The organism is Sphingobium xanthum, assembly GCF_019737615.1.
Classification (GTDB): domain Bacteria; phylum Pseudomonadota; class Alphaproteobacteria; order Sphingomonadales; family Sphingomonadaceae; genus Sphingobium; species Sphingobium xanthum.
The window spans coordinates 235,081-254,494 of the sequence record NZ_JAHKKS010000004.1 but is presented as its reverse complement, the minus strand read 5'-3'; the positions used below and the strand labels follow the sequence as shown (position 1 = coordinate 254,494).

Sequence of the window (19,414 nt, the reverse complement as noted above, 5' to 3'; positions counted from 1 at the left end):
GCGCTCGCCCCTACCCTACATCTCGCCGCGCTGGCGGCGGATTTCGAACCACTTGCGGACATTCTCGTTATGCTGCTCAAGCGTATCCGCGAAGATGTGGCCGCCCTTGCCGTCCGCGACAAAATAGAGCGCCTTGGTCGGGACCGGGCGCAGCACGGCCTCGATCGACGTGCGGCCGGGATTGGCGATCGGCCCCTTGGGCAGGCCGGTCATCGAGTAAGTGTTGTAGTCGTTGACCTGCGCGATCTCGGACTTGCGGATGCGGCGGCCCAGCGGCTTGCCCTTGGTGATCGGATAGATGATCGTCGGATCGGCCTGCAGCATCATGCCGGTGCGCAGACGATTGCCATAGACGCCCGCGACCAGCGGCCGCTCGCCGGGGATCGAGGTTTCCTTCTCGACGATGCTGGCGAGCGTGATCGCTTCGGCCGGGGTCTTCACCACGGCATTGCCGTTGCGCTGCTCCCATTGCTCGGCAAGAAAGCTCTTCATCGCCGCCTGCATCCGGTCGAGCACGGCCTGGCGCGTCTCGCCCTTCTGATAGGCATAGCTGTCCGGCATGACCGAGCCTTCCTCGGGCACGGCGACGTCGCCGGTAAGGTCCTTATTGGCCATCAGCCGTTCCTGAACGAGGATCGACGGCATGCCTTCAGGCACGGTCAGCAGATAATTGATCGTCTTACCGCCCTGCAGGATCGACAGGATCTGCGCGGCGCTGGCGCCCTTGGGCAGCGTATATTCACCCGCCTTGATGACGGCGCTGCCGCCCAGGAAGCGGGCGCGCGTGCGGAACGCACTGGCCGATCCAATCGCGCCTTCCTGCTCCAGCTTGGTCGCGATGCTGCCGACGCTCGCGCCGTCCGGCACGACGAAGCTGATCTCATGATCGAGGGGACCGGAGCGCGTCCAGCCACCAACGAAATTATACGCCAGCAGCGCCAGTCCCAGCGCCAGAACGATCAGGATGACGATGCCGGCGCGACGCATGGTCGGGTGTCTCAGACCCCCGTCAGCACGAGGCTGGCATTGGTGCCGCCAAAGCCGAAGCTGTTGTTCAGCACGGCACTGATCTGCCGCTGCTTGGCAACATGCGGCACGAGATCGACGCCCGCGCAGCTCTCGCTCGGATTGTCGAGGTTGAGAGTCGGCGGGGCGATCTGATCGCGCAAGGCGAGAATGCAGAAGATCGTCTCGACCGCGCCGGCGCCGCCGAGCAGATGGCCGATCGCCGATTTCGTGGAGGACATGGAGAGCCCGCCGAGCGCGCCGCCGAACAGCCGCCGCACCGCGCCCAGCTCCAGCTCGTCCCCGAGCGGCGTGGAGGTGCCGTGAGCATTGATATAGTCGATGTCCTCCAGCGCGAGGCCGGACTTCTTCATGGCCATCGCCATCGCGCGATAGGCGCCGGAGCCCTCCGGATGCGGTGCGGTCACATGATAGGCATCGCCCGAGAGGCCATAGCCAATCACTTCGGCATAGATCTTGGCGCCGCGCGCCTTGGCACGCTCATATTCCTCTAGCACGACGACACCCGCGCCCTCGCCCATGACGAAGCCGTCACGATCGACGTCATAGGGGCGGCTGCCTCGCGTCGGATCGTCGCGGAAGCCGGTCGACAGCGCACGGGCCTGACCGAAACCGGCAATGCCGATCGGGCAGATGGCGCTCTCCGCGCCGCCCGCCAGCATGATGTCGGCGTCGTCCATCGCGATCATCCGCGCCGCGTCGCCGATCGAATGGACGCCGGTGGCGCAGGCGGTCACGACCGCGTGGTTCGGCCCCATCAGACCATATTTGATCGAGACCTGGCCCGAGATGAGATTGATCAGGCGGCCATGGACGAAGTGAGGCGAAACGCGCTTCGGGCCTTTCTCGGCCAGCACCAGCGATTCACTCTCGATGCCCGGCAGACCGCCAATGCCCGAGCCGATCGAGCAACCGGCGCGCAAGCGCTCTTCCTCGCTCATGTCGGTGAGGCCGGCATCCTCAAGGGCCTGCCCCGCCGCATCGATGCCGAACACGATGAACGGATCGACCTGGCGCTGGACCTTGTGATCGACGCGCTTGTTGGGATCGAAGCCGAATTCATGATCCGGCGCCTTCACCTCGCAGGCGTAATTGGTGTGATAGTCCGTGGCATCGAAGCGGGTGATGACGGCAGCACCCGATTTCGCGGCAATGATGTTCGCCCAGCTCGTCCCCACATCGGCCCCAAGCGGGGAAACCATGCCCAGACCGGTCACGACGACACGACGCATCTTACTCTCCTGCTGCGATGAGCGGACTGCCTTCGCGTCTCGCAGTCCTCAAATAGAAACGGCCCTCCAGCGAGCAAGCCCGCGACCGGAGAGCCGTCTCATTGTTGCATGCAATGGCCATGGGTGCCCGCGGTTCCCGCAGGGCGTTCCCACGTCTTGCTTATTGCTTGCCCTCGATGAAGTCGATCGCGTCCTTGACGGTGGCGATCTTCTCGGCGGCATCGTCGGGAATCTCGACGCCGAACTCTTCTTCGAATGCCATGACGAGCTCAACAATATCGAGGCTGTCCGCGCCGAGATCGTCGATGAAGCTCGCGTCTTCGGTCACCTTGTCCGCCTCGACGCCGAGGTGCTCGACGACGATCTTCTTCACGCGATCCGCGGTCTCACTCATGGGTGGTCCTTTGCTTTGGTTTAATCTTCAATACGGATGCTGCCCTAGTGCCTACGAAAGAACGTGACAAGAGGCTAGCGGGCTTCCGCACGCGGTTCACTGACGCGCAAACGCCGCGCGGAAATAGATCACATTGGCTCTGGCGGCCGCATATTCGCCGATCATGCGGCCGACATCGTCATCTTGTATCTCAAGCGGCGACACCGCGCCATCGGCAAGGACGAACTGGATGAGCTGCGCGACGGCATCGTCCGACGTCTCGCCATCCGCGAATTTGCGGATTTCGTCCTCCGGAATGGCGCCGAAATAGCGGTCCGTCGCCTTCATCAGCAGATCGAACGAGACTTTGCGCTTTCCGGTGAACTCCCGGACGAGCCCATCTTCCAGCACGCCACCGAAAAGATAGCGCATGGCGCTCTCCAGTGCCTCCTCCGACCAGTCATGCATCAACATGCAGGCGGCGATCTTCTTGCCGATGAGGCCGTTCGCCTTCTCGCCAATATCCTCGTTGGCGCGATAGGCCTTGTAGATATCGGCCCGGACCTGCTCGGTGAGGAGCGCCGAGGCGCACGTCAGATTGTCTGCTGCCATCGCGGACTGCGGGGCGCAGAACGCCACGGCCAGCCCGATCAGACAGCGTTGCCAGGATGCGCGCATGCATTCTCCCCCTTCGATACCGCAAGGCGCGGCATCAGATCATCGCCATGCCGCCATTCACATGCAAGGTCTGACCGGTGACATAGCCCGCTTCGCGGCTGGCAAGATAGACGATTGCCGCGCCGATGTCCGCGCCTTCGCCGAGCGCGCCGGCAGGGATGCGGCTCAGGATCGCGTCCTTCTGCGCATCGTTGAGCGCATCGGTCATCGCCGAGCGGATGAAGCCCGGCGCGACGCAATTGACGGTGATGCCGCGGCTCGCCAGTTCCTGCGCGAGGCTCTTGCTCATGCCGATCAGGCCCGCCTTGGACGCGGCATAATTGGCCTGACCCGGATTGCCGGTGACGCCGACGACGCTGGTGACCGAGATGATGCGGCCGAAGCGCGCCTTCATCATCGGGCGGGCGGCGGCGCGAATGAGGCGGAAGGCCGCTTCGAGATTGATCCGCTGGACCGTCTCCCACTCCTCGTCCTTCATCCGCATGATGAGATTGTCGCGGGTGACGCCGGCATTGTTGATCAGGATATCGAGCGTGCCGCCGAGCGCCTCGACCGCGGCCGGGACCAGCCCATCGACCGAAGCGGCATCGCCCAGATCGCACGGGACGCAGACATGATCGCCGCCAAGCTCCGCCGCGAAGGCTTCCAGCTTGGCGACATTGCTGCCGGAAAGCGCGAGCTTCGCGCCCTGCCCGGCCAGCGCCTTCGCAATCTCCGAACCGATCCCGCCACTCGCGCCGGTGACAAGGGCGGTCATTCCATTGAGGTCGAACATAGTTATGCTCCTGTTTGCCGGTTCACGCGGAGACGCGAAGACGCGGAGGATTGATGGTCGTTTACGACACGGCGGATGCCTTCCTTGAGCGTCGCGCCGCTAAAATTGATCAGCAGCCCGACGGGCTGCTGCAGAAGTCGCAAATATGTTAGAAGCTGCTTGCCGTGCGCCTTGGTCAGCAATTCTGCGGACTTGATTTCGACGACGAGTCTTTCGTCGATCAAAAGATCGACGCGAAAGGCGCCCGGGAAATGAAGCCCGTCGAACTCGATATCGACTGCCTTCTGCCGTTCGACGAGGTACCCTTTATTCGCGAGCTTTGCGGCCAGAACCATTTCATAGACACTTTCGAGCAATCCCGGCCCAAGATCGCGATGGATGGCAAGCGCCACATCGACAACGTCGCCGCTAATCTCGTCAATGTCTCTCATCTTCTCCGCGTCTCTGCGTCTCCGCGTGCCGAATATCAAATCCGGCCAACCAGCGCCTCGATATCGTCCATGGTGATCACGCTCGTGACCGTCGCGTCCGGGGCGATGCGCTTGACCATGGGGGCGAGCACCTTGCCGCCGAACTCGACGAAATCGGTGATGCCCGCGTCGAACATGGCGGCGATGCTTTCCCGCCAGCGCACGCGGCCGGTGACCTGCTCGACCAGCAATTGCCGGATCGTCTCGGCGTCCGAGACCGGCGCGGCGGTGACATTGGCATAGACCGGCAGGAAGGCGCCGGGCGACGCGGTGGCGGCCAGCGCCTGCGCCATCGCGTCCGCAGCGGGCTGCATCAGCGGGCAATGGAACGGCGCGGAGACCGGCAGGAGGATACCGCGTTTGATACCATGATCCTTGACCAGCTCGATGGCACGCTCGATCGCGCCCCGGTGGCCGGAAATGACGACCTGGCCCGGATCGTTGTCATTGGCGACGGTGCAGACCTCGCCTTGCGCGGCGGCGGTGGCGAGCGCTTCGGCCTTCTCGATGTCGGCGCCGAGCAGAGCTGCCATGGCGCCCTCGCCCACCGGCACGGCGGCCTGCATCGATTGGCCGCGCAGCTTCAGCAGGCGGGCGGTAGTCGCGACGTCGAAGGCGCCGACGGCGCTGAGCGCGCTATATTCGCCGAGGCTGTGGCCCGCGACGGCATCGGCCTTGGCGGCGATGGCGATATTGCCTTCCTTCTCGAGCACGCGCAGTGTCGCCAGGGCATTGGCCATGATCGCGGGCTGGGCATTTTCGGTGAGGGTGAGATCGGCCTCGGGGCCTTCGCTCATCAAGCGGAAGAGATGCTGGCCGAGCGCCTCGTCGACTTCCTCGAAGACCTGACGAGCGAAGGGCGACGCGGCGGCGAGCGCGGCGCCCATGCCGACCGCCTGGCTACCCTGCCCCGGAAAGATGAATGCGCGCATTTGCTGTTCCTTAAAATCCGTGCGGGCGCCCCTATGGCGAGCGGTCCTGCGATGCAAGCCCGCTCGCTAGCGGGAGAAGCGGCCGAAGGGTACGATCCGGTTGGCGGCATCATGGCCGATATCCGCCCGGCCAAGATAGGCTATGCCGGCCCGCGAGCACCAGTGCCGGACGATCGCCTCATGATCGTGGCCGAACGGGCGGTCATTCTCGACGACCTCGCTCACCCGACCAAGGCGCAGACCGGCCAGCCCCGCGCCGGACAGCGCATTGGTGACATGGAACATCGCGCGATCGAAGGCATAGTCATATTCGCTGACTTCCTCGACGAGGAGGATATGACCGGCGAGGTCCGGCATCAGGCTGGTACCGATCAGCATGGAGAGCGTCATCAGATTGAAGGCAGCGTAGGACCGGCCTTCCTCCAGTGAGGGCTCGACAGACTCCGAAGCCTGCTCGGCGAACCAGAGGAGCGACCGGATGACCGCGGTCTCGCCGCCACTGCGCCTGATATCCGTCGGCATCGGGCCGTGGAACGGTCGGCCCAGCCCCTTTCGGTACAGACCGGCGAGCAGCACGCCGCCGTCGCTATAGCCCATGTAGATCTTTCGCGCGGCCGGCGCTTCCAGCAATGCAATCGCATCCTCGGCCATGCGCGCCGCGCCATAGCCGCCGCGCACGAACCAGACCGCGTCGAGCGCCGGATCATTGGCCATGGCGACGAAGGCATCGCGGCGCAGGCTGTCGGGACCGGCGAAATGCCCCTCGACCACGAAGCATTGATCGGAAAAGATCAGTTCCAGCGACGGGGCATGCTCCACAGCCAGCGCCGTCACCCGCGCCGCATCCTCTCGCGTGAAGGCCGTCGAAGGGGCGCAGATGCCGATCCTGCGGGTCATGTCAGCGCCGCCCTTCCTTTTCCTTTGCCTCCGGCCCGCTGCCCCGATAGCGAGCGGACCCCATGAACCAAAACCAATATTTCTTCTGCGGCATCGGCGGTTCGGGCATGATGCCTCTGGCGCTCATCGTCAAGGCGCGCGGCGCAAAGGTCCGCGGATCGGACCGTGCGCTCGATCAGGGCCGGATCGCGGCGAAATTCGATTGGCTGGCGGCGCAGGGCATTGAGGTGTTTCCGCAGGACGGCAGCGGGCTCGTCTCGCCCGAGCAGATTCTCGTCGCTTCGGCGGCTATCGAGGACACGGTGCCGGACATCATCCGCGGCAAGGAACTGGGTTGCCCTCGCAAGACCCGCGCCGATCTGCTGTCAGACCTGTTCAACGCCAGCGCCCTGCCCATTGCCGTAGGCGGAACCAGCGGCAAGTCGACCGTCACCGGTATGATCGGCTGGATCCTCGCCAGCGCCGGGCGCGACCCGACGATCATGAACGGCGCGGTGATGAAGGACTTCATCGATGCCTCGACGCCCTTCGCCACGGCCCGCACCGGTCGCGGCGATGCCTTCGTCAGCGAAGTCGATGAAAGCGACGGATCGATCGCACTCTACCGGCCCGGCATTGCGGTGCTCACCAATGTGAGCGAGGACCATAAAGCTATGGACGAGCTGCGCCGCTTGTTCGCGGACTTTGCGCGCGTGTCCGGCAAGGTCGTCTGGAATGCCGACGATGCCGAGACGTGCGCGATCATCGAGACCCTCGACCACGGCAATTTCCTCTCTTTCGGCTTCTCGACGGGGGCGGATTTTCGCGCGACCGATCTGGCGCCCGAACCGACGGCCATCGGCTTCACGTTGCTGAGCGAGAGCGGCGCTCACCAGATGCGCCTGAAAGTGCCGGGCAGGCACAATGTGGCAAACGCCCTCGCCGCGATTGCCGCGGCACGGGCGGCGGGCGTCACCATCGAAGAGTGCGTCGCCGCGATCGAGCGCTTTTCCGGCCTCGCCCGGCGGTTCGACATTGTCGGCACGGCCAGGGACGTGACCGTTATCGACGATTTCGGTCATAATCCCGACAAGGTCGCCGCCACGCTCGCCGCGCTCAAGCAGTTCCCCGGCCGAATCCTTGCCTTCTTCCAGCCCCATGGCTTCGGCCCGCTGCGCAAGATGGGCGTCGAACTGGCGGCGACATTCGCCTCCCGGCTCGATGGCGACGACCGGCTGATCGTCTGCGATCCCGCCTATTTCGGCGGGACGGTCGATCGCAGTATGGGCAGCGAAGTGCTGCTGGCCGGCCTCGCTGGCCGGGCCGAGCATATCGCGAACCGCGCCGATTGCGGTGCGCGCCTTGTCGAACTCGCACAGCCCGGTGACCGGATCGTCATCATGGGCGCGCGCGACGACAGCCTCACGACGTTCGCACGGGATATTCTCGCAAAGATCGACGCTCGCTAGGCGTATCCGAAAGCGCAGAATTTCAAGAAATTCCAGCTCGCAGCGAAGCTGTGGAGCGGATTGGCCCGATGCGAGGGCGCTTCAGCCTCCCCGGCGCATCGTCGTGCGAGAACGCACGTTCCCTCTCCAGAGCGGAAAAAGCCCCGTTCAAACAGAAGGAGAGTGCCATGAAACGGACCATCATCGTGATCGCAGCGAGCTTCACCCTCGGCAGCGCGGCTCTGGCCGGCGGCTGGAAGGAGAGTGACGCAAATGGCGACGGTCAGATCAGCAAAGCTGAGCACGACGCCTCCGTGACCGCGTCCTGGGCCAAGATGGACAAGGACGGCAACGGGCAGATCAGTGCGACCGAAGCCGGCGCCAAAGCGGCCGCCTGGAAGGACTCGGACAGCAATAGCGACGGCCAAATTTCGCAGGCCGAATTCGTCGCGAAGAAGACCGCCTGGTGGCAGCAAGCGGATGCGGACGGCAATGGATCGATCTCGCAGACCGAATATGCCGCCGCCGATGCGAAGCACGCGAAGCACAAAGGCTGAATATCGCCATTCGCTTTGACCGCTGAGTTTTCCTCTTCGCATTCAACAGCGCGTGGGAGGACTCAGCGGTGTCCTTGCTCCAGATCAAGGCCGCAAGGATTTCCCGATTGCATGGTCCACCCAAAATGATGGGAGGATGCATGAAGCTGTTCATGGCAGGGCTGACGCTGTTCATGGCAACCGCTGCCGTCCGGGCGGCCGAGGACCCGCCACTCATCCTGCAGACGCTGATGACGCAGAGGATCGCGCCCGGCGCCGACACGCTCTGGGCCGTGGGCAATCGCGCCATGACCGACGAGGGCGATGTGGACGCTACCCGCCTCGGGCCGACCGACTGGGCCGAGCTGCGCGAGGCCGCGACCGACATGAAAGCCGCAGCACTGGCGATGGGCGCGGCCCCGCGCATCGAAATCGTTCCAGCAGGAACGTCGCTGCCGGATGGCGGTGCGACCGCGAGCGAGATCCGCGCCCTCATCGACCGCGACCCTGCAGCCTTCTCCTCCGCGTCTCGCGATCTCGCCGAAGTCTCGGAGCAGTTTATCGCGGCGGTGGGCACCAGGGACAGTGCCGCGCTTAGCGAGGCATCGACACGGCTCAACGCGGTTTGCGAAGCGTGCCATGCCAAATTCTGGTATCCGGAGAGCTGACGGCGGCGACCTCTGGCCATTGCGGCGTCCAGCGCTTGCAATTCCCGGCGTTTTCGGTCATAGGCCGCGCCTTCGCGGGGCGAGGCCTGCTTTGCCGCGCGATTTTTTATTGAGACGATAGCCGGAGGGGTGTCCGCATGGTGCGGCCATCAGCAATCGGCCAAAAGACAGGACGCATGAACCATGCCGCTTTATGAGCATGTTTTCCTTGCGCGTCAGGATCTGGCTCAGGCCCAGGTCGATGCGCTGGCGGAAAATGCCACCAAGATCGTCGAGGCCCAGGAGGGCAAGGTGACCAAGGTGGAAAACTGGGGTCTCCGCAACCTCGCCTACAAGATCGCGAAGAACCGCAAGGCGCATTATGTGCTGCTCAACATCGACGCGCCTGCCGGCACCGTCGCCGAGCTGGAGCGCCAGACGCAGATCAACGAAGACGTGATCCGTTACATGACGATCCGCGTCGATGAGCTGGAGGCTGGTCCTTCGGTGATGATGCGCAAGAGCGATCGTGACCGCGAGCGTGGCGACCGCGGCGATCGTGGTGACCGTGGCCCGCGCGGCGATCGTGGCGATCGTGGCCCGCGTCGCGACCGCGACGAAGCGTCCGACGGCGAATAAGGAGAACCTGAACCATGGCACGCCCATTTTTCCGCCGCCGCAAGACCTGCCCCTTCTCCGCGAAGGACGCACCGCGCATCGATTTCAAGGATGTCCGCCTGCTGCAGGGTTTTGTCTCCGAGCGCGGCAAGATCGTCCCCTCGCGCATCACCGCCGTCTCGGCGAAGAAGCAGCGCGAGCTTTCCCAGGCAATCAAGCGCGCCCGTCATCTGGGCCTGCTGCCTTACATCGTGAAGTGAGGGAGTAGAACCAATGGAAATCATTCTGCTCGAGCGCATCGAGAAGCTGGGCGCGATCGGTGACGTGGTGACCGTCAAGGACGGTTACGCACGCAACTATCTGCTGCCCAACAAGAAGGCACTCCGCTCGAACAACGCCAACAAGAAGGTGTTCGAGGCCAACCGCGCCAAGATCGAGGCTGACAATGCGGCCCGTCGCGGCGATGCCGAAAAGTCGGCCGAAAGCGTCAACGGCGTTCAGGTCGTCTTGATCCGCCAGTCGTCGAACAGCGGCCAGCTTTACGGCTCGGTTTCGGTTCGCGACATCGTCGAGGCCCTGCACGAAGCCGGTCACACGGTCGTCTCCAAGGCGATGATCGTCCTGGAGCGCCCGATCAAGACGCTCGGCCTGTTCGACGTGCGCGTGTCGCTTCACCCGGAAGTCGCCGTGACGATCCAGGTGAACGTTGCCCGTTCGCCGGAAGAAGCCGACCTGCAGAAGGACGGCGTCGACGTCATGGCCTCCATGTTCGAAAAGGACGAGGCTGGCTTCACCGAGGATTACGATCCGAATGCGGAGCCCGGCGAGATCGTGGCCGAAGCGGCCGACGAGCCCGCGGAGAGCGACGAAGCCTGAGGCTTCCCGCTGCCAAGATAGAGAAAGCCCCGCCGGAGCGATCCTGCGGGGCTTTTTCTTTGTCTTTGGTTCGTTGCAACGATCTCAAGCGGTAGCGGCGGCGCCCCTACCCCTCCAGATACATGAAATCCCGCGCGAAGCTGCGCATATGGGCGCCGCCATCGACAAAGATCGTCTGGCCGGTCACCGCATCCGCCTGTGCAAGATAGAGAACCGCCTCGGCAATATCGTCCGTGCCCGGCAGGGCCTTGAGCGGCATCGCGGCGGCAAGCCGGTCCACCTGCGCCTCGGCATAATCTTCCGTTATCAGCGTGAGGCCCGGCGCCACGGCATTGACGCGGACATGCGGCGCAAGCGTGCGCGCGGCGATCCGGGTGAAGCCTTCCAGCGCATATTTGCTCATCGTATAGGCGAGCTGATCGCTATGTGGCTGGACAAGGCGCTGATCGAGCAGATTGACGATCGCCGCCTGCGCACCCGGCGTTCGCTCGGCGGCCGCGAAGGCCTGCGTCAGCAGCGCCGGCGCGCTGGCATTGACCGCGAAATGCTGGGCGAGATCGGCCTCTGTCACCGTATCGAGGCGATCATGGCCGAACAGCGACGCGCTGTTCACCAGCAGGTCCGGTGCGCGCCCGAAATGCGCGATGACAGCGGGGAGCAGGTCCTGAACGGCGCCCGGCTCCAGAAAATCGGCGACGAAGCCTGCCCATGGCACGCCTGTCTCGGCCAGAACGTCGGCCAGGAAGGGATGCGGCTCCGCATCGTGGCGCCCATGGACCGCCAGCGCATAGCCGGCGCGGGCGAGCCGCATGGCGATGCGGGCACCCAGGCGCCTATGGCCGCCGGTCACCAGAGCGAGCGGCGGCGCCTCGCTCATTGCACGCCCATGAGGCGCAGCACTTCCTCGCGGCTCTTCTCGTCGCGCTTGAACACGCCCATCATGCGGCTGGTCAGCATGTCCGTGCCATGGGTGCGCACGCCGCGACCGGTCATGCAGCCATGGGTCGCCTTGACGACAACGGCAACGCCGAGGGGCTTCAGATTCTCCCAGATGCAGTCGGCGACCTGCGCGGTGAGCCGCTCCTGCACTTGCAAGCGGCGGGCGAAGGCTTCCAACACGCGGGCCAGCTTGGAGATGCCGACCACATAGTCCCCGGGCAGATAGGCGATATGCGCCTTGCCGATGATCGGCGCCATATGATGCTCGCAATGCGACTGAAACGGAATGTCCTTCAGCAGCACGATCTCGTCGTAGCCGCCGACCTCGTGGAAGATGCGCGAGAGATGGAAGGCCGGGTCCTCGTCATAGCCCTCGCAATATTCCTTCCAGGCGCGCGCGACGCGCTTGGGCGTCTCGACGAGACCCTCGCGGGTTGGATCATCGCCTGACCAGCGAATGATCGTCCGGATCGCTTCCTGGACGTCCTCCGGCACCTCGACCTTGTAATTGGCTTCGGACTGATTGGACATGCTTCACTCCTGCACGAAAGGAGACACGCGGGAAGAGCATGCCGAACGGTGCGTTGCGGCGAGATAGGCCGTTGGGCACTGCGATTCAACTCCGGCGCGCCCGAGTCGCGAAAGGCATAGCCCGTGAAGCCCTGTTTCGGGATTGAAAAGGCGCATTAAATCCTCTTCCAGAGCAACTGGTTTCACTTTCCGTTTACGTTAGGGTAAGGCCGAAATCAGACATTCGCGACAGCCGCTCCCGCGCTATGGCGGCTGGCGTTCCGCGCGGAAATTCCAGCTTTTTCTTGCAGAAACCCGCCCGATTGCCGATATTGTTGCAGAAGTAGTCGGGACGGTTTTCCGCCCGCATCGGTCCACAGGAGAGCAAGCCATGGAAGCCTTCATCTACGATGCGGTCCGCACGCCGCGCGGGCGAGGAAAGCCGGATGGCTCGCTCCATGAAGTGACGCCCGTGCAGCTCGCGGTGCAGGTGCTGCAGGCCGTGCGCGAGCGCAACGCCATCGACACGGCCGATGTCGATGACGTCATCCTTGGCTGCGTCGCGCCGGTTGGCGAACAGGGCACGGACATTGCGCGTCTCGCCGTGCTCACCGCCGGCTTCGCCGAAACGGTGCCGGGCGTCCAGATCAACCGCTTTTGCGCATCGGGCCTCGAAGCCAGCAACATGGCGCTGGCCAAGGTGATCAGCGGCGAGGCAGAACTGGCGATCGGCGGCGGCGTCGAGAGCATGAGCCGCGTGCCGATGGGCGCGGACGGCGGCGCCTGGGCATCTGATCCCAATGTCGCTTACTCGACCTATTTCGCGCCGCAGGGCATCGGCGCCGACGTGATCGCGACCAAATTCGGTTTCTCGCGCGACGATGTCGACGCTTATGCCGTCGAAAGCCAGAAGCGCGCGGCCCATGCCTGGTCGGAAGGCCGCTTCAGGAAGTCGATCGTGCCGGTGAAGGACGTGATCGGGCAGACCTTGCTCGATCATGACGAGCATATGCGACCCGAGACGACGATGCAGAGCCTCGCCAGCCTCAAGGCCAGCTTCACGGCGATGGGCGAGGAGATGCCAGGCTTCGATACGATCGCGCTGCTGCGCTATCCCGATTTGGAGAAGGTCAATCACGTCCATCATGCCGGCAACAGCTCCGGCATCGTCGATGGCGCCGCGGCCGTGCTGGTCGGCAACAAGGCGATGGGCGAGAAATATGGCCTGAAGCCCCGCGCCCGGATGAAGGCGATGGCGTCGGTCGGCTCGGAGCCGATGATCATGCTGACCGGCCCGGAGAGCATTGCCGACAAGCTGCTCAAGAAGGCCGGCATGAGCAAAGGCGACATCGACCTCTGGGAACTCAACGAGGCGTTCGCGTCCGTGGTGCTGCGCTACATGCAGGCGATGAACCTCGACCACAGCCAGATCAACGTGAATGGCGGCGCGATCGCCATGGGGCATCCGCTCGGCGCGACCGGCGCGATGGTGCTCGGCACCGCGCTCGACGAGCTGGAGCGCTCCGGCAAGGGCACGGCGCTCATCAATCTGTGCGTCGGCGCCGGCATGGGCACCGGCATCATCATCGAGCGCGTTTGAGAGGAGCCGAGATCATGGCCACGACCATCACGACCCAGATCGACGCCGACGGCATCGCGCTCTTCACCATCGACGTGCCGAACCAGTCGATGAACGTCATCACGCCGGAATTCCTGACCGACTTCGCCGAGGCGATCGCGACGCTCGCGAGCGACGAGGCGATCAAGGGCGCGGTCTTCGCGTCCGGCAAGGCCAGCGGCTTCATGGCCGGCATGGACCTCAAATATCTGAACGCCATGCTGCGCGATGCAACGGCGGGTGGCGGCAGCACCGATATGAGCGCGCTGTTCGACAAGGTCTTCGTGCTCAACGACCTGTTCCGGAAGATGGAGACCTGCGGCAAGCCGGTCACCGTTGCCATCGAGGGCACGTGCATGGGCGGCGGACTGGAGCTCGCCCTGGCCTGCCATCACCGCGTGCTGACGAGCGATCCGCGCGTGACCATCGGGCTTCCGGAGATCCTCGTCGGCCTCTTCCCCGGCGGCGGCGGTTCGCAGCGCCTGCCGCGCCTCGTCGGCATCCAGGGCGCGCTCATGTACATGTTGCAGGGTAAGAACTGGCGGCCTGCCGAAGCGCTCGGCATGAAGGTGGTCGATGAGCTGGCCGAGCCGGGCAAGGCGATCGAGGTCGCCAAGGCCTGGGTGAAGGCCAATCCTGACGCGAAGACGCAGCCGTGGGACGTCAAGGGCTTCAAGGTGCCGGGCGGATCGGGCCAGTTCAATCCCGGCTTCATCCAGACGATGATGGCCGCGACGGTCATGACGACCAAGCAGACCCAGCGGAACATCCACGCGCCGCACGCGCTGCTTAGCGCCGTCTATGAGGGCATCCAGCTCCCGATGGACAAGGCGATCCGCGTCGAGAGCAAATATTTCGCCAAAGTCGTGTCCGATCCGCAGGCGATGAACATGGTCCGCACGCTCTTCGTCTCCAAGCAGGCGGCCGAGCGTGGCGCGCGGCGTCCCGCTGGTGTCGAGAAGGCGCCGACGAAGAAGCTCGCCATGCTGGGTGCGGGCATGATGGGCGCCGGCATCGCCAATGTCGCGGCGCAGGCCGGGATCGAGGTGGTCCTGCTCGATCGCGATCAAGCTGCTGCTGACAAGGGCAAGGCGCATGCCGAGGAGCAGATGAAGAAACGCATCGGCCGCGGCATGACGCCCGAGAAGATGGCGCAGACGCTAGGTCGGATCACACCCGTCACCGATGTCGAGGCGCTCAAGGGCTGCGACTTCGTGATCGAGGCCGTGTTCGAGGACGCGGCGATCAAGGCGGAGATGACGAATAAGGTCGAGGCCGTGCTCGGCCCGGATGTGATCTTCGGCTCCAACACCTCGACGCTCCCGATCACGGGGCTCGCCGCCGCCTGGTCGAAGCCGGAGAATTTCATCGGCGTGCATTTCTTCTCGCCGGTCGAGCGGATGCCGCTGGTCGAGATCATTCTTGGCAAGCAGACTGGCGAGGCTGCCATCGCCAAGGCGCTCGATTTCGTCGCGCAGATCCGCAAAACGCCGATCGTCGTTAATGACTCGCGCGGTTTCTACACGTCGCGCTGCTTCGGCACCTATGTGATGGAAGGCACGCAGATGCTGGCCGAGGGCGTTGGCCCCGCGCTTATCGAGAATATGGGCAAGCAGCTCGGCATGCCGGTCGGGCCGCTTGCGGTCTCGGATGAAGTCTCGATCGAGCTCGGCCACAAGGTGACGCTGGCGACCAGGAAGGCGCTCGGCGATGCCTATGTCGCCAGCCTGGCCGACGATGTGGCGGCGCATATGGTCGAGATCGGCCGGCTCGGGCGCAAGAACGGCAAGGGCTATTACGATTATCCCGCCGATGGGAAAAAGGCGCTCTGGCCCGGTCTCGGTCAGGACTATCCGCTTGCGCTTGCCCAGCCCACGCCTGAGGCTGTGCGTGAGCGGCTGCTCTATCGCCAGCTGGTGGAATGTGCGCGCTGCTTCGCTGAGGGTGTGCTGGTGACGCCGGAAGATGGCGATCTCGGCGCGATCTTCGGCTGGGGTTTTGCGCCCTATACCGGCGGGCCATTTTCGGCGATCGACACGATCGGGCCGAAGACGGTGGTAGAAACGCTCGATCGCCTGGCCGCCGAGCATGGGGACCGGTTCGCGCCGCCGCAACAGCTTCGCGACATGGCCGCGAGCGGAGCGACCTATTACGGAAGCAAGATCGTGAAGGCCGCCTGACGCCGCCCGCTCAAAGCCGATGAAAGTCGCCGCTCAGGCGGCGAGATCCTAGCGCCCAATGAGCAACGGATAAATGATGGTACGCTCCTGCTCGATGCGCTCGCGCATGGATACCCGAAGTGCGTGGGACGCGGCACAATAGTCGCGCCAATGTGCTCCGATCTCGCTCAGCGTCCATCGACCGATATGCGCGCCCGAAGCGATGAGCGACTGTTTGCCGCTGCTGCGCAACGCCTCGACCTTGCTCAGATCAGCGGCCGATGCGCTTTCCAGCAGGCGAGGATAAATGGCCGTCTCGAGGAGCGTCGTGCGCCGGCGACTGACGCGCGTGAGTTTAAGGCGAGCGTTCGCCACCACGTCGAGGCGCGGCACTTCCTCGCCAGTCAGCGCTTCAAGCTCTGCGATCAAGCGCTCTATCTCGTCGTGCAATGTGCTGAGTTCCGTCAACATCGTTCGCAACTCCGGCCTTCCCTGCTACTACGCACGGCGTAAACAAACGGTGTCGCGCGGACGCCACTTTTAGGCGACCACTGGAGCTCAGCGATCATGCTCACACTCTATCTGGCGCCCGGCTCCAGCTCGATGGCGCCGCATATTGCGCTGCACGAGATCGGTGCGCCATTCGACATCCGGCCACTCTCCTTCGCCAGGGAGGAGCAGCGGGCGCCGGAATATCTCGCGATCAACCCCGAAGGGAAGGTGCCGACCCTGATCGTCGACGGCGAGCCCCTGACCGAAGTAGCGGCCATTCTCTACTATCTGGCTTTGCGCTTTCCCGAAGCGGGACTGCTGCCGGACGGGATCGCGCAACAGGCGCAGGTCATCTCGTGGATGTCGTTCATCGCGGCGACAATCCATCCCGCGCGGCGAGCCGGCACTGAGGAGGTGCAAGCCGTGCTTGGGCAGGCCGAGCAACGGCTCGGCGCAAATGACTGGGCCGTCGGCGGCCGTATGACGATTGCGGACATCCATCTGTTCCGCCTGTTCTGGCGTCTTCGCAATGCGTTCGGACTGGATGCCGATCACTTCCCGGCGCTTGTCGCCCATCACGACCGGATGATGGCGCGCCCGGCCGTCGCGCGGACCTGCGCGGTGGAAGCGGCGATCGGCTATGAATTGCCGGGCTGGAAGCCGGCGGCATAGCCAATCCGTTCCAGCTGGATTGCGGAGCTTGTGTTTCAGCCGCCTCGCCAGGCGGGCAGGTTCAGCATGAAACGGGCCCCTTGCCCCAGGGCGCTATCGACGACGATGTCGCCGTCCATCGCGCGCGCGAGCCTGCGCGATATATAGAGGCCAAGGCCGCTCCCCTCGCCGCCGCTGAGGCCGAGGCGCTCGAACCGCTCGAAGATGCGCTCATGGTCCTCGGGCGCAATGCCGCCACCCTGATCGGCGACTACGGCAATGGCACGGCCATCTTCCTCATCGACCCGAACCCAGATGGTGCTGCCCTCGGGCGAGTGACGCACCGCATTTCCGATGAGATTGACGAGGATCTGGAGGACACGGCGATATTCCGCGCGGGCCGGCGCCGTCTCGCCGAGCGGCGGCGTCTGGATTCGCACGCGCGCAGCATTGGCCTTGACGTTCAGCAGGCCGGCGGCGCGACGCGCCATGTCGGCCAGATCAACCTCTTCCTTCGCCGTCGTGAAACCGGGGCGCTCGATGGCCTGAAGATCCGCGAGATCATCGACCAGTTCGAGCAGATGGCGGCCGGCGAGCGCGATGTCGGCAGCATAGTTGGCATAGTCCTGACGCAGCGGCCCTTCGAGCTGGCCGCTGATCGTGCTGGCATTGGCGATGATACGGCCCAGCGGCTGACGCAGAGCCTGATCGAGTCGACGGCCAAGGTCAGGGCCGAACATGTTGATGACTCCGGCCTGCGCTGTCTCGGGTTCCGGGGCGGCGCTGGCTGCGGATGTCGCGTCCATGCGCACGGCGTTCCCGCGATAGCCCATGAGGCCGCCGCTCGTGTCGAACAGGGGCTCGCCGGAAAGATGATAGACGATCGCCGGATCAGCGCGCAGGCGCGCGGATTGATCGCGGAACGGAGCACGCAGCGCAAGCGCCTCGACAAGCGGCATGGGCGCTCCGTCACCATTCGCCGCGTCGAGCAGGAAATATGCGGTCAGCGGATCGCCGGCGCGAGGCGACTCATGGCCAAGCGCATCGACGGCGGGACCGGCCTGCCGAAAGCGCAGATGCGCATCGACCTGCCAGGCCCAGCCCGCTTCCGAGTCAGCATTGGCTTGCGGACGGAGCGCCGTCACGTCGCTCGGCAGATCGCGCGGCGTGCGGGTCTGCCAGTCAGCGATGGCGAGCGCATAGCCCTCGCCGTCTGGACGGAGCTGGACCCACATGCTGATGTCCGCCTCGCCCTGTGCTACTTCAACGGAGCGCGAAATCGGAATGCGCAGGCGCTGAACGAGCCGGACGAGCGCGGCCAGCGCCGGAATGGCAAGAGGCCCGCGCGGATCGCCGCCGGCATTGGCCTGAAGGGTGAGCAGCGCCTCATCGGCGTGCAGGATACGGCCCTCCGCATCGAGCCGCGCCTGGACCGGCGTGGCGGCAAGAACGGCGTTCATCGCGGGCGCTCCATGAGCGCGAGCTTGTCGGTCAGGGCGCGCGGACTGGAGGCTCGGGCAAGCCAAAGCTCGGCATGGGCATGCTCGACGCGGCGATAGGCCTCGACGAAGGCGACGAGCGCTGCGTCGCCGCCGGCCGCCATGCCGGTCAGCGGCGCGAGCAGTTCGGCAGCGCGAAATGCCACGGCGTCATCAACGCGCAGCAGACGGAAGATCGCATGACGCGCCTCGTCGCTTTCCCCGATCAACGCATCGAGCACCTCATCGATGGGGAGGCCAGTCTCGCTCTCCGCCAGGGCAGCGAAAAGCAGAAGGCGGGCATCCGCAAGGGCTGCGGACGCCAGCGCGAAGCGAGTATCGTTCGGCAGGCTGCGCGCGCAACGCTGGGCGAGTGCGAAGGCGCCCTGCCCTTCGTCATGACGGCCGATCAGTCGCTCAGTAGCCTGCGCAATGGCCTTGACGAGCGCAGGGCCGCCGCCGGACGCGCGCTCGCAGCCGCGAATGAGCAAAGCCGCGACAGTCCAGGCGAGATCGTGGAAATGCTCGGCGGGCAAGTCCGGGCGCATCGGCGCATCGAGGAACATCGGCGCGCACCAGCGGCGCTCGGCAATCCCTAGCGCGGCCAGCGCATCGAGATAGCGTTCATTGCCGGCTTTGCCGGTCATCGCGGCAAGGCTGGCGGGCGTGCCGGCATTGGCCTCTTGCCGAAGCAACAGCGCAACGGCAGCACGGCGACGCAAATGGCCAAGCAATTCGGGGGAAAGCAGGCTCAGTTCCTGCTCGATCGCGTGGCGGCAATAGCCGTTGCCGAGATCTCCGATCAGGGTCTCGACGCGCGGATCACTGATATGCAGACCGAGGGCGAGCTCGATCGCATTCATCATGCCGGAGAGATGGAAACGGGTCTCGGCCAGGAGCGCATCGGTCCAGCGGCGCGGCGCGGCATCGGCCAACTGGACGAGATCGGCACCATGGCGGACATCCTCGAACAGCCGAGCCGTCAGGCGCGCGCTCGCGCGCCCGCCCGCGCCAAAGGGGCGCTCCTGGCCTTGGTCGTTGCCCACACTCATGCCTCGTCCATAGCGGAACGGGCTTAAT

22 protein-coding genes are annotated in these 19,414 nt (G+C 64.8%); 9 read left to right on the top strand and 13 right to left on the bottom strand.

Features of this window, described 5'->3' with window-relative positions; genetic code table 11:
• Nucleotides 1-15: 15 nt before the first annotated feature.
• The 8 genes from mltG to KM135_RS09635 all read right to left on the bottom strand — a co-directional run bounded on the left by mltG (nt 16) and on the right by KM135_RS09635 (nt 6,383).
• Nucleotides 16-987 carry an endolytic transglycosylase MltG gene (mltG, locus tag KM135_RS09670; protein WP_221713790.1) on the bottom strand — a complete coding sequence of 324 codons (972 nt, stop codon included), beginning with the start codon at nt 985-987 and terminating at the stop codon, nt 16-18.
• Nucleotides 988-998: 11 nt separating this feature from the next.
• A complete protein-coding gene (fabF, locus tag KM135_RS09665) occupies nt 999-2,258 on the bottom strand; it encodes a beta-ketoacyl-ACP synthase II (RefSeq protein ID WP_221713789.1) in 1,260 nt (419 codons plus the stop codon).
• 160 nt (nt 2,259-2,418) lie between these two features.
• Nucleotides 2,419-2,652 (bottom strand): acyl carrier protein, encoded by a 234-nt coding sequence (locus KM135_RS09660; RefSeq protein WP_014076445.1) that lies wholly within the window; start codon nt 2,650-2,652, stop codon nt 2,419-2,421.
• 96 nt (nt 2,653-2,748) lie between these two features.
• Complete coding sequence (locus KM135_RS09655; protein WP_221713788.1) at nt 2,749-3,309, bottom strand: hypothetical protein; 561 nt, start codon at nt 3,307-3,309, stop codon at nt 2,749-2,751.
• A gap of 34 nt (nt 3,310-3,343) precedes the next feature.
• Entirely contained in the window at nt 3,344-4,084 is a 741-nt protein-coding gene (gene fabG, locus KM135_RS09650; RefSeq protein WP_221713787.1) for a 3-oxoacyl-[acyl-carrier-protein] reductase, read from the bottom strand.
• 2 nt (nt 4,085-4,086) lie between these two features.
• A complete protein-coding gene (locus tag KM135_RS09645) occupies nt 4,087-4,515 on the bottom strand; it encodes a GxxExxY protein (RefSeq protein WP_221713786.1) in 429 nt (142 codons plus the stop codon).
• A 35-nt stretch (nt 4,516-4,550) separates the two neighbouring features.
• Nucleotides 4,551-5,486: an ACP S-malonyltransferase gene (gene fabD / locus KM135_RS09640; protein ID WP_221713785.1), complete on the bottom strand. Its 936-nt coding sequence runs from the start codon at nt 5,484-5,486 to the stop codon at nt 4,551-4,553.
• A 66-nt stretch (nt 5,487-5,552) separates the two neighbouring features.
• A complete protein-coding gene (locus KM135_RS09635) occupies nt 5,553-6,383 on the bottom strand; it encodes an LD-carboxypeptidase (protein WP_221713784.1) in 831 nt (276 codons plus the stop codon).
• 62 nt (nt 6,384-6,445) lie between these two features.
• Here KM135_RS09635 and KM135_RS09630 point away from each other — a divergent pair, with 62 nt between their 5' ends.
• The 6 genes from KM135_RS09630 to rplI all read left to right on the top strand — a co-directional run bounded on the left by KM135_RS09630 (nt 6,446) and on the right by rplI (nt 10,487).
• Entirely contained in the window at nt 6,446-7,831 is a 1,386-nt protein-coding gene (locus KM135_RS09630; RefSeq protein ID WP_221713783.1) for a Mur ligase family protein, read from the top strand.
• 167 nt (nt 7,832-7,998) lie between these two features.
• Nucleotides 7,999-8,367 carry an EF-hand domain-containing protein gene (locus KM135_RS09625; RefSeq protein ID WP_221713782.1) on the top strand — a complete coding sequence of 123 codons (369 nt, stop codon included), beginning with the start codon at nt 7,999-8,001 and terminating at the stop codon, nt 8,365-8,367.
• 140 nt (nt 8,368-8,507) lie between these two features.
• On the top strand, nt 8,508-9,014 hold the full coding sequence (locus tag KM135_RS09620; RefSeq protein ID WP_221713781.1) for a cytochrome c: 507 nt from the start codon (nt 8,508-8,510) through the stop codon (nt 9,012-9,014).
• A 183-nt stretch (nt 9,015-9,197) separates the two neighbouring features.
• Nucleotides 9,198-9,632: a 30S ribosomal protein S6 gene (gene rpsF / locus KM135_RS09615; RefSeq protein ID WP_221713780.1), complete on the top strand. Its 435-nt coding sequence runs from the start codon at nt 9,198-9,200 to the stop codon at nt 9,630-9,632.
• 14 nt (nt 9,633-9,646) lie between these two features.
• Complete coding sequence (gene rpsR / locus KM135_RS09610; RefSeq protein WP_221713779.1) at nt 9,647-9,871, top strand: 30S ribosomal protein S18; 225 nt, start codon at nt 9,647-9,649, stop codon at nt 9,869-9,871.
• Between the two features lie 13 nt (nt 9,872-9,884).
• A complete protein-coding gene (gene rplI / locus KM135_RS09605; RefSeq protein ID WP_221713778.1) occupies nt 9,885-10,487 on the top strand; it encodes a 50S ribosomal protein L9 in 603 nt (200 codons plus the stop codon).
• A 106-nt stretch (nt 10,488-10,593) separates the two neighbouring features.
• Here rplI and KM135_RS09600 read toward each other — a convergent pair whose 3' ends face one another.
• Together KM135_RS09600 and folE are read right to left on the bottom strand one after the other, a co-directional pair.
• Nucleotides 10,594-11,364, bottom strand: coding sequence for an SDR family oxidoreductase (locus KM135_RS09600; protein ID WP_221713777.1), 771 nt, complete (start codon nt 11,362-11,364; stop codon nt 10,594-10,596).
• Nucleotides 11,361-11,957 carry a GTP cyclohydrolase I FolE gene (gene folE, locus KM135_RS09595; RefSeq protein WP_221713776.1) on the bottom strand — a complete coding sequence of 199 codons (597 nt, stop codon included), beginning with the start codon at nt 11,955-11,957 and terminating at the stop codon, nt 11,361-11,363. Before folE ends, KM135_RS09600 begins: the two co-directional genes overlap by 4 nt.
• Before the next feature lie 370 nt (nt 11,958-12,327).
• Here folE and KM135_RS09590 point away from each other — a divergent pair, with 370 nt between their 5' ends.
• Entirely contained in the window at nt 12,328-13,536 is a 1,209-nt protein-coding gene (locus KM135_RS09590; RefSeq protein ID WP_221713775.1) for an acetyl-CoA C-acetyltransferase, read from the top strand.
• Nucleotides 13,537-13,550: 14 nt separating this feature from the next.
• Nucleotides 13,551-15,734, top strand: coding sequence for a 3-hydroxyacyl-CoA dehydrogenase NAD-binding domain-containing protein (locus KM135_RS09585; protein WP_221713774.1), 2,184 nt, complete (start codon nt 13,551-13,553; stop codon nt 15,732-15,734).
• A gap of 48 nt (nt 15,735-15,782) precedes the next feature.
• Here KM135_RS09585 and KM135_RS09580 read toward each other — a convergent pair whose 3' ends face one another.
• Nucleotides 15,783-16,184 (bottom strand): hypothetical protein, encoded by a 402-nt coding sequence (locus KM135_RS09580; RefSeq protein WP_221713773.1) that lies wholly within the window; start codon nt 16,182-16,184, stop codon nt 15,783-15,785.
• Nucleotides 16,185-16,280: 96 nt separating this feature from the next.
• Between KM135_RS09580 and KM135_RS09575 the strand changes: the two genes are divergently transcribed.
• A complete protein-coding gene (locus KM135_RS09575; protein ID WP_221713772.1) occupies nt 16,281-16,877 on the top strand; it encodes a glutathione S-transferase family protein in 597 nt (198 codons plus the stop codon).
• 35 nt (nt 16,878-16,912) lie between these two features.
• Here KM135_RS09575 and KM135_RS09570 read toward each other — a convergent pair whose 3' ends face one another.
• Nucleotides 16,913-18,316, bottom strand: coding sequence for a sensor histidine kinase (locus KM135_RS09570; RefSeq protein WP_221713771.1), 1,404 nt, complete (start codon nt 18,314-18,316; stop codon nt 16,913-16,915).
• Nucleotides 18,313-19,386: a hypothetical protein gene (locus KM135_RS09565; protein WP_221713770.1), complete on the bottom strand. Its 1,074-nt coding sequence runs from the start codon at nt 19,384-19,386 to the stop codon at nt 18,313-18,315. The genes KM135_RS09570 and KM135_RS09565 overlap by 4 nt, the downstream gene beginning before the upstream one ends.
• Nucleotides 19,387-19,414 lie beyond the last annotated feature (28 nt).

Excerpts from the sequence above, each read along its gene's own strand:
- mltG (WP_221713790.1), bottom strand. The coding sequence starts at position 987 with ATGCGTCGCGCCGGCATCGTCATCCTGATCGTTCTGGCGCTGGGACTG.
- fabF (WP_221713789.1), bottom strand. The coding sequence starts at position 2,258 with ATGCGTCGTGTCGTCGTGACCGGTCTGGGCATGGTTTCCCCGCTTGGG.
- KM135_RS09660 (WP_014076445.1), bottom strand. The coding sequence starts at position 2,652 with ATGAGTGAGACCGCGGATCGCGTGAAGAAGATCGTCGTCGAGCACCTC.
- KM135_RS09655 (WP_221713788.1), bottom strand. The coding sequence starts at position 3,309 with ATGCGCGCATCCTGGCAACGCTGTCTGATCGGGCTGGCCGTGGCGTTC.
- fabG (WP_221713787.1), bottom strand. The coding sequence starts at position 4,084 with ATGTTCGACCTCAATGGAATGACCGCCCTTGTCACCGGCGCGAGTGGC.
- KM135_RS09645 (WP_221713786.1), bottom strand. The coding sequence starts at position 4,515 with ATGAGAGACATTGACGAGATTAGCGGCGACGTTGTCGATGTGGCGCTT.
- fabD (WP_221713785.1), bottom strand. The coding sequence starts at position 5,486 with ATGCGCGCATTCATCTTTCCGGGGCAGGGTAGCCAGGCGGTCGGCATG.
- KM135_RS09635 (WP_221713784.1), bottom strand. The coding sequence starts at position 6,383 with ATGACCCGCAGGATCGGCATCTGCGCCCCTTCGACGGCCTTCACGCGA.
- KM135_RS09630 (WP_221713783.1), top strand. The coding sequence starts at position 6,446 with ATGAACCAAAACCAATATTTCTTCTGCGGCATCGGCGGTTCGGGCATG.
- KM135_RS09625 (WP_221713782.1), top strand. The coding sequence starts at position 7,999 with ATGAAACGGACCATCATCGTGATCGCAGCGAGCTTCACCCTCGGCAGC.
- KM135_RS09620 (WP_221713781.1), top strand. The coding sequence starts at position 8,508 with ATGAAGCTGTTCATGGCAGGGCTGACGCTGTTCATGGCAACCGCTGCC.
- rpsF (WP_221713780.1), top strand. The coding sequence starts at position 9,198 with ATGCCGCTTTATGAGCATGTTTTCCTTGCGCGTCAGGATCTGGCTCAG.
- rpsR (WP_221713779.1), top strand. The coding sequence starts at position 9,647 with ATGGCACGCCCATTTTTCCGCCGCCGCAAGACCTGCCCCTTCTCCGCG.
- rplI (WP_221713778.1), top strand. The coding sequence starts at position 9,885 with ATGGAAATCATTCTGCTCGAGCGCATCGAGAAGCTGGGCGCGATCGGT.
- KM135_RS09600 (WP_221713777.1), bottom strand. The coding sequence starts at position 11,364 with ATGAGCGAGGCGCCGCCGCTCGCTCTGGTGACCGGCGGCCATAGGCGC.
- folE (WP_221713776.1), bottom strand. The coding sequence starts at position 11,957 with ATGTCCAATCAGTCCGAAGCCAATTACAAGGTCGAGGTGCCGGAGGAC.
- KM135_RS09590 (WP_221713775.1), top strand. The coding sequence starts at position 12,328 with ATGGAAGCCTTCATCTACGATGCGGTCCGCACGCCGCGCGGGCGAGGA.
- KM135_RS09585 (WP_221713774.1), top strand. The coding sequence starts at position 13,551 with ATGGCCACGACCATCACGACCCAGATCGACGCCGACGGCATCGCGCTC.
- KM135_RS09580 (WP_221713773.1), bottom strand. The coding sequence starts at position 16,184 with ATGTTGACGGAACTCAGCACATTGCACGACGAGATAGAGCGCTTGATC.
- KM135_RS09575 (WP_221713772.1), top strand. The coding sequence starts at position 16,281 with ATGCTCACACTCTATCTGGCGCCCGGCTCCAGCTCGATGGCGCCGCAT.
- KM135_RS09570 (WP_221713771.1), bottom strand. The coding sequence starts at position 18,316 with ATGAACGCCGTTCTTGCCGCCACGCCGGTCCAGGCGCGGCTCGATGCG.
- KM135_RS09565 (WP_221713770.1), bottom strand. The coding sequence starts at position 19,386 with ATGAGTGTGGGCAACGACCAAGGCCAGGAGCGCCCCTTTGGCGCGGGC.